At 69.4% G+C, this 12395-nt stretch carries 15 protein-coding genes; 12 read left to right on the top strand and 3 right to left on the bottom strand.

Annotated elements, in window-relative coordinates:
* The first annotated feature begins 19 nt into the window (after nt 1-19).
* From C882_RS02735 to C882_RS02775, 9 genes are all read left to right on the top strand, one after another.
* Nucleotides 20-1954 carry a DNA polymerase III subunit gamma/tau gene (locus C882_RS02735; RefSeq protein ID WP_009539010.1) on the top strand — a complete coding sequence of 645 codons (1935 nt, stop codon included), beginning with the start codon at nt 20-22 and terminating at the stop codon, nt 1952-1954.
* On the top strand, nt 1951-2274 hold the full coding sequence (locus C882_RS02740; RefSeq protein WP_009539011.1) for a YbaB/EbfC family nucleoid-associated protein: 324 nt from the start codon (nt 1951-1953) through the stop codon (nt 2272-2274). The genes C882_RS02735 and C882_RS02740 overlap by 4 nt, the downstream gene beginning before the upstream one ends.
* A 54-nt stretch (nt 2275-2328) precedes the next feature.
* A complete protein-coding gene (gene recR, locus C882_RS02745) occupies nt 2329-2922 on the top strand; it encodes a recombination mediator RecR (RefSeq protein ID WP_009539012.1) in 594 nt (197 codons plus the stop codon).
* Between the two features lie 299 nt (nt 2923-3221).
* Nucleotides 3222-3743: a hypothetical protein gene (locus C882_RS02750; protein ID WP_009539013.1), complete on the top strand. Its 522-nt coding sequence runs from the start codon at nt 3222-3224 to the stop codon at nt 3741-3743.
* Nucleotides 3744-3917: 174 nt separating this feature from the next.
* Nucleotides 3918-5957, top strand: a complete 2040-nt coding sequence (locus C882_RS22855; protein WP_009539014.1) for a PAS-domain containing protein — start codon at nt 3918-3920, stop codon at nt 5955-5957.
* 47 nt (nt 5958-6004) lie between these two features.
* Entirely contained in the window at nt 6005-7645 is a 1641-nt protein-coding gene (locus C882_RS02760) for a DUF3369 domain-containing protein (protein ID WP_043643434.1), read from the top strand.
* 334 nt (nt 7646-7979) lie between these two features.
* Complete coding sequence (locus C882_RS25205; protein WP_009539016.1) at nt 7980-8345, top strand: hypothetical protein; 366 nt, start codon at nt 7980-7982, stop codon at nt 8343-8345.
* Between the two features lie 49 nt (nt 8346-8394).
* Nucleotides 8395-8664 (top strand): hypothetical protein, encoded by a 270-nt coding sequence (locus tag C882_RS02770; RefSeq protein ID WP_009539017.1) that lies wholly within the window; start codon nt 8395-8397, stop codon nt 8662-8664.
* 357 nt (nt 8665-9021) lie between these two features.
* Complete coding sequence (locus C882_RS02775; RefSeq protein WP_009539018.1) at nt 9022-9522, top strand: sigma-70 family RNA polymerase sigma factor; 501 nt, start codon at nt 9022-9024, stop codon at nt 9520-9522.
* 119 nt (nt 9523-9641) lie between these two features.
* Here the strand turns inward: C882_RS02775 and C882_RS02780 are convergent, their stop codons facing one another.
* Nucleotides 9642-9998, bottom strand: coding sequence for a DUF427 domain-containing protein (locus tag C882_RS02780; protein ID WP_009539019.1), 357 nt, complete (start codon nt 9996-9998; stop codon nt 9642-9644).
* A 127-nt stretch (nt 9999-10125) separates the two neighbouring features.
* Here C882_RS02780 and C882_RS24330 point away from each other — a divergent pair, with 127 nt between their 5' ends.
* From C882_RS24330 to C882_RS23810, 3 genes are all read left to right on the top strand, one after another.
* Nucleotides 10126-10770 carry an MFS transporter gene (locus tag C882_RS24330; RefSeq protein WP_009539020.1) on the top strand — a complete coding sequence of 215 codons (645 nt, stop codon included), beginning with the start codon at nt 10126-10128 and terminating at the stop codon, nt 10768-10770.
* Between the two features lie 9 nt (nt 10771-10779).
* Entirely contained in the window at nt 10780-11346 is a 567-nt protein-coding gene (locus C882_RS24335) for an MFS transporter (protein ID WP_009539021.1), read from the top strand.
* A gap of 105 nt (nt 11347-11451) precedes the next feature.
* Nucleotides 11452-11796: a PGPGW domain-containing protein gene (locus C882_RS23810; RefSeq protein WP_160166763.1), complete on the top strand. Its 345-nt coding sequence runs from the start codon at nt 11452-11454 to the stop codon at nt 11794-11796.
* Between the two features lie 7 nt (nt 11797-11803).
* On the opposite strand, the gene C882_RS02795 is transcribed toward C882_RS23810, so the two are convergent.
* Complete coding sequence (locus C882_RS02795; RefSeq protein WP_009539023.1) at nt 11804-12127, bottom strand: hypothetical protein; 324 nt, start codon at nt 12125-12127, stop codon at nt 11804-11806.
* Between the two features lie 14 nt (nt 12128-12141).
* Nucleotides 12142-12333 carry an entericidin A/B family lipoprotein gene (locus C882_RS02800; protein WP_009539024.1) on the bottom strand — a complete coding sequence of 64 codons (192 nt, stop codon included), beginning with the start codon at nt 12331-12333 and terminating at the stop codon, nt 12142-12144.
* Nucleotides 12334-12395 lie beyond the last annotated feature (62 nt).

A 12395-nucleotide genomic window follows, 5' to 3' on the forward strand; every position in this document is an offset into this window, starting at 1 on the left:
CGGTTTCCGGCCGGCGGCGATGACAGACACTCCTCTGCCTGACAGCAAGACCGCCGCCCCGGCGGCCTATCGCGTGCTCGCGCGGAAGTACCGCCCCACCGACTTCACCACGCTCATCGGCCAGGATGCCCTGGTCCGCACCCTGTCCAACGCCATCGAATCGGGGCGGCTGGCGCAGGCCTATGTGCTGACCGGCGTGCGCGGCGTGGGCAAGACGACGACGGCGCGCATCATCGCGCGCGCCCTCAACTGCATCGGCGAGGACGGCACCGGCGGCCCCACGGTCGCGCCGTGCGGCGTGTGCGAGCACTGCCGCGCCATTTCCGAGGACCGTCACGTCGACGTGCTGGAGATGGACGCCGCCTCGCGCACGGGCGTCAACGACATCCGCGAAATCCTGGAAGGCGTGCGGTATCGGCCGACAAGCGCGCGCTATAAGATCTACATCGTCGACGAGGTGCACATGCTCTCGACGGCGGCCTTCAACGCGCTTCTGAAGACGCTGGAGGAACCGCCGGAGCATGTGAAGTTCATCTTCGCCACCACGGAAATCCGCAAGGTGCCCGTGACGGTGCTGTCGCGCTGCCAGCGGTTCGACCTGCGCCGGGTGGAGGCATCCACGCTCGCCAACCACTTCGCCGCCATCGCCGAGCGCGAGGGCGCGGACATCGAGCCCGCCGCCCTGTCCATGGTCGCCCGCGCCGCCGACGGATCAGTGCGCGACGGCCTGTCGCTGCTCGACCAGGCCATCGCCCACGGCGGCGGCACGGTGACGGAGCAGCAGGTGCGTGACATGCTGGGCCTCGCCGACCGGGCGGTGGTCTTCGACCTGTTCGAGGCGGCCATGGGTGGCGACGTCTCGCAGGCCCTGTCCATCATCGGCGAGCAGTATACCGCCGGCGCCGAGCCGACGGTCATCCTCCAGGACATGCTGGAGCTGACCCACTGGCTCACCCGCCTGAAGGTCGCGCCCGACGGGGCCGACGACCCCATGGTCAGCGAATCGGAACGGGTGCGCGGCCGCGACATGGCGGGTCGCCTGCACATGGCCGTGCTCACCCGCACATGGCAGATGATCCTGAAGGGGCTGACCGAGGCCCGCAGCGCGCCGAGCCCGCTCCAGGCCGTGGAGATGGCGCTCATCCGCCTGACCTACGCCGCCAACCTGCCGAGCCCCGCCGAGGCGGTGGAGAAGCTGCGCCAGCAGGGCGCGGCGCCTCAGCCGCAGGGCCAGGGTCAGCCGCCGCGCCCGCCGCAAGGTCCGGCGCCCTCGGGCGGTGGCGGTGGCGGCGGACAGCCGGCCGGCGCGCCGCCGGGGCGTCCGCAGACCGTTCATGCCCCGCAGGCGCCGTCTGGTGCGCCGACCGCAAGCCTCGCGGCCGCCCGGCAGCCGGAGCTGGATTACGACCCCTATGCCGGCGCGCAGTACGAGCCGGTCTACGAGCCCGACTTTGACCCGGCGCCCGCTCCCGCCGCGCCGCCCGAGCAGGCGGAGGCGCCCCGCGGCCCGGCGTTCGCCCCGGTGCCGCGCGACTTCCCCGGCGTGGTCAAGCTGTTCAAGGACAACCGGGAAAGCGTCATCGCCGGGTATCTGGAAGCCAGCGTGCATCTGGTGCGCTACGAGCCCGACGCGGCGCCGCCGCGGCTGGAGTTCCGCACCCAGGCGGGCGTGCCGGTGGATTTCGCCCAGCGGGTCGGCAAGAAGTTGCGCGACTACACCGACGCCCGCTGGATGGTCACCGTCAACACCACCGAGCAGGGCGAGCCCACGCTCAAGGACCAGACCCGCGCGACCGTCGCGGCGCATCCGCTGATCGAGGCGGCGCTGCGCGGCCTGCCGGGCACCAAGATCGACCTCATCCGCCCCGCCAAGCGGGCGGTCGAGGAGGCGCCGGCGCCCGCGCCGGACGCCGAGGACGCCTCAACCGACAACCCTGGAGACGACGACGCATGAAGAACCTCGGCCAGTTGATGAAGCAGGCCCAGCAGATGCAGTCCAAGATGACGGAGATGCAGGAAAAGCTGGGCGAGCTGGAAGTGGCGGGGACGTCCGGCGGCGGCATGGTCACGGTCACCCTGAACGGCAAGGGCGAGATGCGCGGCGTGAAGATCGACAAGTCGCTGATCGATCCCGAGGACGTGGAGGTCCTGGAGGACCTGATCGTCGCCGCCCACAACGACGCCAAGGGCAAGGCCGAAGAGGCCATGCAGGAAGAGATGCAGAAGGTCACCGGCGGCATGCAGCTGCCGCCGGGCATGAAGCTGCCGTTCTGAGGCGGCACCGGCCTTCGCATGATCCTGCTGCCGCCTGACACGGGCACCTGACCCATGGTCGGACCCGAGATCGACCGCCTGATGCAGCTGCTCGGGCGCCTGCCGGGGCTTGGCCCCCGGTCGGCGCGCCGTGCGGCCCTGGCGCTCATCAAGAAGCGCGAGGGCCTGCTCCTGCCGCTGGCCGAGGCCCTGACGGCGGTGGCCGAATCGGTGCGCACCTGCGCCGTCTGCGGCAACTACGACACCCAGGACCCTTGCGCGGTGTGCCGCGATGAGCGCCGCGACAAGAGCCTCATCTGCGTGGTGCAGGACGTCTCCGACCTGTGGGCGCTGGAGCGCACGTCGGCCTTCCGCGGCCGCTATCAGGTTCTGGGCGGGCTGCTGTCGGCGCTGGAGGGCGTGGCGCCCGAGGATCTCGCCATCGACAAGCTGGTGGCGCGGGTGCGGGACGACGCGGTGACCGAGGTCATTCTCGCCCTGCCGGCCACGGTCGATGGCCAGACGACGGCCCACTACATTGCCGATGCGCTGGAAGCCGAGGGCGTGACCGTCTCCGGCCTCGCCCAGGGCGTGCCGGTGGGCGGTGAATTGGATTACCTGGACGACGGAACCCTTCTGGCGGCGCTCAACGCGCGGCGACCCGTGTGAGTGGATCGATGCCTCTTTCCCGGAACAGGAAAGAGGAGGGGCGGTGCGGAACCGCCTCGGGGAATTCGGCCCCGCATCCTCTCGCGCCGCGGACGTTTGGGGGTTTGGGCAGATACGGCGTCCGTGGCGCGAGCCCCCTCCCCTTCGCCTTTCACGCTACGCCCTTCGATCGCGCTGGCGAGCATTTTATGCGATCATGATGCGTCAGTGCGCCACCGGGCGCCGTCCGGGTATGGCGCGTGTATCCTCCCGCCGGACATCCCGCGCCGAAGCCGGTACGAAAGACGGGGAGAAGGACCATGCCCGACGCGGACGAGGATTGGCTGAACCGCCGCTACTACGGCGGCGACCTGCCGGCGGAGGCGGAGCGGGCCCTGCATGTGGCGGCGGCCAACTGGGGCGATCCGGCGGCCGTCGATGCCGCCCTGGCGGAGGCCGAGGTCCTGGCGCCCGGGCACCGGGCGGTGCTGATCGGCCGCTACAAGGCGCATTTCTACCGGCACGAGTTGGCGGCCGCGGCGCCCGTCGCGCTGGCCTGTGTGCGCGATTCGGCGCGCGCCCTGAACCTTCCCGCGGACTGGCGGGCTGTGGCGCCGGACCCGGCGCGTTTCGAGTCGCTGGCGGCGGAGCCGCGATTTTTCCTCTTTGCCCTCAAGGCCTACGGCTACGTCTGCGTGCGCGCCGGTAATGCGGCGGAGGGAACGGCGGCCCTCGCCAAGGTGGTGGACCTGGACCCGCAGGACGCCACGGGCACCCGCCGCCTGCTGGCACTTGTGGAGGCGGGCGGCCTGCCCGACGACGAGGACGACGCGGACGGGTGAGCGGGCCGTCTCGCCCCGTCTACCCCCAAGGTCGCAGCGCCACCTGCGCCTTTTTTCTCATATTTCCTGCAATTTATGATTTATCCGGTTGGCACTCATTCCCCCCTTGTCTATGCTAAGGGCAGCGTAAAGAGCGCCTGAAGGCGCCGACAGGGACGCAGGGAGGACAGGATCATGCCGGAGGCCATCCGGGCACCCGACACGCCTGCGCGCGTGCCGGCCCGTGCGGCAGCGTCGGAGGGGGAGAACAAGGCGGCCGCCAGCGAGGAAGCCGGGCGCAGCCTTGAGCGCTATAAGCTTGCCCTGCGGTCGACCAACGACGGCATCTACGACTGGGACATTCCCAACAACTGCATCTTCTTTTCCGAGCGGGCGTCGGAGATATTCGGCCTCGTGAACGAGGAGATGACGCCCGACGGCTGGGCCCGTCGCATCCACGACGACGATTACCCCGCCTACCGCGACGCCCACGTCCGCCACCTGCGCGGCGAAACCGAGCGCTTCGTCTGCGAGTACCGCTTCTGCACCGGCGACGACGGCTGGCGCTGGGTGCGCCAGCACGGCATCGCGCTGCGCGACGGGGAGGGGCGGGCCGTCCGCCTGACCGGTTCGGTCGGCGACTGCACCGAGGTGAAGGAAGCCGAGGCCCGCGTGGAGCAGGAGCGCGCCGTCCTGTCGGCGACGCTGGAGCATATGGAGCAGGGCATCTTCATGGCCGACGCGCACGGTCGGCTGATGGCCTTCAACCACCGCTACCAGCGCATGTTCGACCTGCCGGATTCGGTCTGTCACGGCGGCGCGCGGGTGGAGGACATTTTGCGCCACCTGCACGACCGCGGCGACACCGACGCCCCGTGGAGCGAGGTGAAGGAACGGTTCCTGGGCGACTCGGCGCGCGTCGACGGCCGCACCCACGAGGTGCGCCGCCCCGACGGCACGATCCTTGAGGCCCGCACCACCACGCTGCCCGACGGCGGCTTCATCCGCACCTTCACCGACGTCTCGGAACGCCGCCGCCAGGAGCAGGCGATCACCGAGATCCTGGAGGCGATTCCGCTGCCGATCATCGTGTCCTCGACGATCGACAGCACCATCTATTACGTCAACAGCCACAGCCAGGACACCTACAACCTGTGCGTCGGCTGCGAGGGCGGCGGCAACGCTCTGTCCCTCTACGTCGACCCCGAGGACCGCCGCCGGCTGGTGGACAAGGTGCGGAAATACAAGGTTGTCGACGGCTTCGAGGTGGAGTGGCGGCCCATCGGAACCGACCGGCGCATGTGGGTGCTGTTGTCGGCCCACGCCTTCACCTACCAGGGCCACGACGCGATGCTGGTGACGGCCGCCGACATCACCGAGCGCAAGCGCATGGCCGCCGAGCTTCATCGCGCGAAGGAGGACGCCGAGCGCGCGCTGGCCGATCTCCAGGCCACCCAGGCGAGCCTGATCGAGGCCGAGAAGATGGCATCCCTGGGCGGCCTGGTGGCGGGTGTCGCGCACGAGATCAACACGCCCGTCGGCATCGCCGTGACCACGGCCACATTCCTGCAGGAAAAGACCGAGGCGCTGAAGGCCATCTTCGAGACCGGCAAGGTCAAGCGCTCGGATTTCGAGAGCTACCTGGGCAGCGCCATGCAGTCCACCGACCTGATGCTGACGTCGACCCAGCGCGCGGCCAACCTGATCCAGAGCTTCAAGCAGGTCGCCGTCGACCAGACCAGCGACGAGCGCCGTCGCTTCGACCTCAAGACATACGTCGACGAGGTGCTGCTGTCGCTGGGGCCCAAGCTCAAGCGCACCAATCACACGGTGATCGCCGCCGTACCTGCCGACATCGAGGTGGACAGCTGGCCCGGGCCGTTGTCGCAGGTTGTCACCAACCTGGTCATGAACTCCATCATCCACGCCTGGGGCGACGACGCCGACGCCGCCGGCACCATCCGGGTCGAGGGCGGGCTGGTCGACGACGGTACGCGGGTGGAACTGCGCTACAGCGACGACGGCCGGGGCATTCCGCCCGACCACCTGTCGCGCATCTTCGAGCCCTTCTTCACCACCCGCCGGGGCAGCGGCGGCTCGGGGCTTGGGCTGAACATCGTGTTCAACATCGTGCGCCAGACGCTCAAGGGCACTGTCGACGTCGACAGCGTGCCGGGCCGGGGCACCACCTTCACCGTCCGCTTCCCGCGCGTTCCGGAGGCGGACGCGGCATGACGACCTCCTCCAGCGACAAGACCGCCATCCGGCCAGGAGACGAGCCCATGACCGACGATCTTCTGTTCGAGGACGACGACGATTTCCTGGTGGACGACACGGTCCCGGAACCGGCGGCGCCCGCGAAGGCCGGCGGCGAGCCCGGCGCGGGCGGGGCGCCGACACCCGTCCTGCCGGCGGCGGAGAACTGGGTGGTGCTGGTGGTCGACGACGAGCCGGAGGTCCATGCCGTGACCTCGATGGTCTTGTCCGACATCCGCTTCAAGGGGCGCAGCATCACCATGCTGTCGGCCCATTCCGCCGCCGAGGCGCGCGAGATCGTCGCGGCGCGCCAGGACATCGCGGTGGTGCTGCTGGACGTGGTGATGGAGACCGACGACGCCGGGCTCAGGCTGGTGCGCGACATTCGCGAAACCATGGGCAACCAGGCGGTGCGCATCATCCTGCGGACCGGCCAGCCCGGCCAGGCGCCCGAGCGCGACGTGATTCTTGCCTACGACATCAACGACTACAAGGCCAAGACCGAACTGACGTCGCAGAAGCTGTTCACCACGCTGGTGGCGGCGCTGCGGTCCTACGAGGACATCCTGGCGCTTGAGGTCAGCCGGCTGGGCCTGCGGAAGATCATCGACGCCTCGGCCAGCCTGTTCCGCCTGCGCAGCATGAGCCTGTTTGCGAGCGGTGTGCTGACGCAGCTTTCGGCGGTGCTGGGAACCCCGGTCAGCGGCATCGTCTGCGCCCAGCGCGGGCGTCCCGGCGCTCGCGGCGACGACGCGCAACGCATCTTCATCCTGGCCGGCGCCGGCACCTTCGAGGGAGTGGACGAGGCGACGCTGGAGGACTTCGCCGATGCCTCGGTGGTGGAGGCGGTCAACGCGGCCATGACGGCGCGGGAACACCGATACGGCCACGACCACATGGTGCTCTACATCCGCACCCCGAACGCGCGGGAGGCGGTGGCCTACCTGCGCACCGGCCGCACGCTGACGCCCCTGGACCAGCAACTGGTGGAGGTGTTCATAGGCAAGGTGTCGGTGGGTTTCGACAACATCCACCTGTACGAACAGCTCAAGCGCGCCCATCAGGCGACCGTGGTGGCGCTCGCCGATCTGGCCGAGCACAAGGACACCGACACCGGCGAGCACGTCCTGCGGGTCGAGCGCATGACCGAGGCCGTCGCCCGCGCCCTGCGCGATGCGGGCCACTACACCGACCAGATCGACGACCTGTTCCTGGAGCAGGTGGGCATGGCCTCCATCCTGCACGACGTCGGCAAGGTGTCCGTGCCCGACGCCATCCTCCAGAAGCCGGCCAAGCTGGATCCCGACGAATGGTCCGTGATGCAGACCCACGCCGCCAACGGCGGGATGATCCTGGAGCGCGCGGCCAAGCTGGTGGAAGGGTCGAGCTACCTGTCCATGGGCGCGGAAATCGCCGCCGGCCACCACGAGCGCTGGGACGGTGGCGGCTATCCCGCCAGACTTGCCGGCGAGGCCATTCCCCTGGCGGCGCGAATCGTCGCGGTGGTCGACGTCTTCGATGCCCTGACCAGCGAGCGCCCCTACAAGAAGCCGTGGCCGCGGGAACAGGCGCTGGACTACCTGCGGGAGCAGTCGGGCAAGCAGTTCGATCCCAACGTTGTGGACGCGTTTCTCGCGGTACTGGCGGCCGGCGACGCTGCCGGCTGAGATACGGCGCCAAAAACTTTTGCGTAAAATTGCGGCATTCCTACGCCTTTGATCGTAGGGTCTAATCAGCCCGAAAGCCCCGGATTGCGCGGCTTTCGGGCCCTTTTTCGACGTGGTGCGTCTCAAAAATGATGGCGTTTTTGCAGCGCAACATCGTCGGAAAAGTGGTTGTGCCGGCCGCAACCGATTCCGTACCGTCGCGTTCAAAATCATATCGCGCGTGCACAAACGGCATACGTCCGCCGCACCCGACGCGACCTGAGACGTTATAGAAGACTGCGCCACGCCACGGCCGGCGGTCGATCGAGAGGAAAGAGACGCAAGGCCCGACACCATGACCTATACCGCGATGACGTTCTTCATTCTGGCGGTGCTTACCGGGCTCTTCGGCTTCACCTCCTTCGAGGATGGCGGGGAGCCCGGCGCAGCCGCCCTGGCGCGGCTGCTGGCCGTCATCTTCGCCGCCAGCTTTGCCATCGCCGGCGCCGCGGTGATGTACCGCCGCCTCCGCCCCGACGGCACGCAGGGCACGCGCGCCGGGCGGGCAGCCGCCCACGGCCGCGCCCCGGGGCACGGAACCTTCGGTGGCGCGTTCGCCGGCGGGCAGGGATCGGCATCCGAGCGGGGCTCGTGGGACGGGTCGCGCCGCTCGGCAACGCCGCGACGCGCGCCGGGAACCGCTTCGCGCCGCGAGTCGTAGCCTCAAGGAACGGACCGCGACGACAGCAACGGAACAAGGGCAGGATGCCATGGCCGAGAGCGACGACGAACGCCCCATCGATCTGGAGGCGGCCATGCTGGACCCTACCACCGTCTTCGACGACCCGACCGAGGTGGCCGCACACGCGCACCTGACCGTCCAGCAGAAACGCGCCATCCTGGAACGCTGGAAACGCAGTGCGGAGGCGCGCTCGGCATCCAACGAGGTGACGCGCGAAGAGGCAGAGCGGGCACGCGGCCACCTGTCGCGCGTGGAACTGGCCGAGGGCCTTATCGACCGGCCGAACCCGCTGGATTGACGCGGCGGGCCGCCCATCCGACCCGTTTTCGCGCGGCGCCTTCGAGGCGCCGTTTTTTATGTCCTCTTTATGCAGCGACTCGCCGCGCTGACGCGTTTGTCTGCCTTCCCCGTTTCCTGGGTGGCGTACCCAAGGCCCGCACATGACGCCGTTTTCCGCCTGTGGCCCCGCGATTTCCAGGGGCGTGGGAAGGCCGGGCGGGCACCAACGTTCTTTTTATGCTGGGACGGACATCCTCACATGGAGGCTTTACGGGGTCCCGATCCATCCTTTGACCATGACGTCGACGGCAACAGCCGGCCCGCCCGGTTCCCGAGGTCCGCGACGCGAAGACTTGAATGTCGAAGGGAGTTCGAGATGAGCATGGCCGCAAACCAGCAGATCGAGACCCTGATTCCCGACCTGAAGCGTTATGCGCGCTCGCTGACCCGCACCGAGGACGATGCCAACGATCTCGTGCAGGATTGCGTTGAGCGGGCCATCCGCAAGTGGCACCTCTACAAGCCGGGCACCAACCTCCGCAGCTGGCTGTTCACCATGATGCGCAACGTCTTCATCAGCCAGAAGCGCCGCGAGGCCGTCTCGATGCGGTATATGCAGCAGGCCGTGCACGACGAGAACACCGCCGCCCGTCCCAGTCAGGTCCACAGCGTCTTCCTGAAGGAAACGGTGGCCGCCATGGACGGCCTGTCGGAGCAGGAACGCGCCGCCGTCCACATGCTGGGCATGGAAGAGCGCTCCCACCACGAGGCGGCCGAGGAAACGCACCTGCCCGTGGGCACCATGAAGTCCCGCCTGTCGCGCGGCCGCGCCAACCTGCGCACCTCGATGCAGATGGGCGAAGGCGACCTGAGCTGACGCGAGTGCCTTTATCCCCAGCAGCGGCGGCGCCCCGCGCGCCCCATGCAGAAACCCGCCGGCCCTCTGGGCGCGGCGGGTTTTTTCTGGGCGGATCGGTTGACGGGTGGGCGGCGGCGTCAGCCGTCCAGGCGCTCGTCGTAGAAGCAGAGGTGACCCTTGATGTCGGCCATCCATTCCGGCGGGTCCTCGTAGGACCAGGCAACATCCTCGCGCCGGTCCTCGGGGGTCACGACGGCGTAGTAGGTGGCGTCGCCCTTGAAGGGGCAGAAAGTTCGGGTCTCGGTCGGCTCCATCAGGTCCATGCGCACATCCTCGCGCGGGATGTAGTCGCGCGGCGGGTAGCCCTGCTCCTTCAGGCGCTTGGCAGCCGTGGAATCGGCCACGATGGTTTCTCCCAGGCGCACCTCGACCGGGTTGGGCGCCGGGACGATGGAGATGGGGTGGTCCGATCCGGGCGGGCGTGTCCGGGTCATGGCGAACGTCTCCTCGGGCTTATTGCGTCAGGGTTGATAGAAACGGATGAGACGGTCGGCCGGATCGCGATCGACGCACGCGGCAACGGCCCTTTTCACCCGGGGCTTCAGGGCGTATAGCCGGCGCATGTCTGCCGCCCTGACCAAGCTTGTCGCCGCCGTCTGCCTCGCCGAGGTCTGCACCATGGTGGGCGTCTTCACCTTTCCGGCCCTGCTGCCCGGATTCATGGAGGCATGGGACCTGAGCAACACGCAGGCCGGCTGGATTTCGGGCGTCTACTTCGCCGCCTACGCGCTGGCCGCTCCCGTGCTGGTAAGCCTGACCGACCGCATGGACGCGCGCCGGGTCTATGCCGTCGGCGCGGCGGTGAACGTGGTGGCCTGCGCCGGTTTCGCGCTGCTGGCGGACGGCTTCTGGGCGGCGCTGCTGTTCCGGGCGCTGGGCGGGGCGGCACTGGCGGGCACCTACATGCCGGGCCTGCGCGTGCTGGTCGACCGCGTTTCGCCGCAGGTGCGGCCGCGCGTGGTGCCGCTGTATACCGCCTGCTTCAGCCTGGGTACGGCGGGGTCCTACGCGGCCTCGGCGGCGGTGGCGGATTGGGCGGGCTGGCGTGCCGCCTTCGGATTGGCGGCCGGCGCGGCGGCCCTGGCGGTGGTGCTGATCCTGGCGCTGAAACCACGCGCGCCCGAAGCCACTCCGACGCCCACCCGCCTGCTGGACTTCCGCCCCGTCCTGCGCAACCGGCCGGCCATGGGCTATGTGCTGGGATAAGCCGTGCACATGTGGGAGTTGTTCGCCTTCCGGTCGTGGGTGGTGGCCTTCCTGGCCTTCGCCGCCGCCCTTCCCGGCGCTGCGGCCCATGCCGAGGGGTGGCTGGCGCCCAGCGCGGTGGCAACGCTGGGCGCGCTGGTCGCCTTCGGCTGTTCGCTGGCGGGGGCGGAGGTGGCGACGCGCCTGGGGCGCGGGCGCCTGGTGATGGCCTACATGGCTGTTTCCGCCGCCACGGCGTTCGCCGTCGGGCCGGCGGCGGGTGCCTCCTATCCGGTGATGGCGATGGTGATGCTGCTGTACGCCGGTTTCATCCAGCTTGATTCGGCGGCCCTGACAACGGGCGCGGTGGAACACGCCGAGGATGGCCGACGCGGCGCTACGCTGGCGGTGCATTCGCTGGTGGGCTTCCTGGCGGCGTTCGTGGGGCCGTTGGTCATGGGGATCGTGCTGGACGCCGCCGGCGGCGCCGAGCCGGGCCGGACGGCCTGGGGATGGGCGTTCGCCTCGGTGGGCGTGGTCGGCCTGCTGGGGCCGCTCGCCATGGCATGGGGCCTGCGCGGGCGCCTGTCGCAGTGACCCGACGCGCATGATGGCGGCGTCATCGTCACCATAGAGACGCTTGCGCCGTGCCGGGCTCCGTGCGAGCGTCCTTGCGACCGTTCAGGAAAAGGATGCCGTTCGGTGACCGCCCCTTATGCGCCCCATGATCCCGTGCCCGATCTCGACCCACCGCCGGGCCGTACGCCTCTGGGGCGTCTCGTGCGCCTGGGGCTGGGCTGGATCCTGGTGGTCGTGGGGGCGGTGACGGCCCCGACGCCGGTGCCTGTCGGCTTGCCGATGGTGGCGGTGGGGCTGTATCTGTTGGCGCGCGAATCGAAAACCGTGCGCCGCGTGATCCGCGAGCGCCGGCGTGCCCTGCCGGGCTTCTCCCGCCGCCTGAACGGCCTCAAGCACCGGATGCCGCGCGGCGTCCGGCGCATGATCGAGGCCACCGATCCCCTGCCGCAGGGCGAGGGCGGGGAATAGCGGCACTTCAGCCGCCGCCGCTGCCCCGTCCGCGATAGCGGGCGGTGGCCGTCTCCAGTGCGTTTTCCACCCGGGCGAAGGCGGATTCCGCCTCGTCGCGGGCGCTGACCCAGTCGTCTTCCTCGATGAACTGGCAGCGCGCCAGGCTGCGCGACAGTTCGTCGTGGCGGGCCTGGAGGTCCTTCAGGGCGTCGCTCGGAGGATGGCCGGGCGTGTTCACCCGCTCGGCCTCCTCCGCGCGCTCCACTTCTTCGATGCGGTGCCGGAGGGCCGTGACCCGCGCCTCAAGGTTGGCGCAATAGGTTTCGCGGTCCATCTCCGGCGATGCCATGTTCCGCGCCATCCTTAGTCGCTCGCATCCTCGGCGGTATCTTCGAGCGCCTGGCCGGCGGCCTGGGTATCCTCGCCGATGCCTTCCATGGTGTTGCAGCCGGCCAGAATGATGGTGCCGCCCGCCAGCAGCAGGGTCAGCAGGAAGGCCTTCATGATGCCGCTGCGTTCGGCGGTGGTGACTTCACCAGGGTTCTCGCGTCGCATGAGCTGCTCCCGTTTCCGGTGTCCGATCTCCGCCGCGGGGGACGTGCGGCGGGCTTACCGGC

Origin of the sequence: Caenispirillum salinarum AK4 (assembly GCF_000315795.1) — a bacterium.
In the GTDB taxonomy this organism is placed as follows: Bacteria; Pseudomonadota; Alphaproteobacteria; order Rhodospirillales; family Rhodospirillaceae; genus Caenispirillum; species Caenispirillum salinarum.

Bases quoted from the DNA above. Each gene is read 5' to 3' on its own strand.
- C882_RS02775 (WP_009539018.1), top strand. From the start codon at position 9,022: ATGAGCATGGCCGCAAACCAGCAGATCGAGACCCTGATTCCCGACCTG.
- C882_RS24335 (WP_009539021.1), top strand. From the start codon at position 10,780: ATGTGGGAGTTGTTCGCCTTCCGGTCGTGGGTGGTGGCCTTCCTGGCC.
- C882_RS02740 (WP_009539011.1), top strand. From the start codon at position 1,951: ATGAAGAACCTCGGCCAGTTGATGAAGCAGGCCCAGCAGATGCAGTCC.
- C882_RS25205 (WP_009539016.1), top strand. From the start codon at position 7,980: ATGACCTATACCGCGATGACGTTCTTCATTCTGGCGGTGCTTACCGGG.
- C882_RS02780 (WP_009539019.1), bottom strand. From the start codon at position 9,998: ATGACCCGGACACGCCCGCCCGGATCGGACCACCCCATCTCCATCGTC.
- C882_RS02735 (WP_009539010.1), top strand. From the start codon at position 20: ATGACAGACACTCCTCTGCCTGACAGCAAGACCGCCGCCCCGGCGGCC.
- C882_RS02760 (WP_043643434.1), top strand. From the start codon at position 6,005: ATGACCGACGATCTTCTGTTCGAGGACGACGACGATTTCCTGGTGGAC.
- C882_RS02800 (WP_009539024.1), bottom strand. From the start codon at position 12,333: ATGCGACGCGAGAACCCTGGTGAAGTCACCACCGCCGAACGCAGCGGC.
- recR (WP_009539012.1), top strand. From the start codon at position 2,329: ATGGTCGGACCCGAGATCGACCGCCTGATGCAGCTGCTCGGGCGCCTG.
- C882_RS02770 (WP_009539017.1), top strand. From the start codon at position 8,395: ATGGCCGAGAGCGACGACGAACGCCCCATCGATCTGGAGGCGGCCATG.
- C882_RS22855 (WP_009539014.1), top strand. From the start codon at position 3,918: ATGCCGGAGGCCATCCGGGCACCCGACACGCCTGCGCGCGTGCCGGCC.
- C882_RS02750 (WP_009539013.1), top strand. From the start codon at position 3,222: ATGCCCGACGCGGACGAGGATTGGCTGAACCGCCGCTACTACGGCGGC.
- C882_RS24330 (WP_009539020.1), top strand. From the start codon at position 10,126: ATGTCTGCCGCCCTGACCAAGCTTGTCGCCGCCGTCTGCCTCGCCGAG.
- C882_RS02795 (WP_009539023.1), bottom strand. From the start codon at position 12,127: ATGGCATCGCCGGAGATGGACCGCGAAACCTATTGCGCCAACCTTGAG.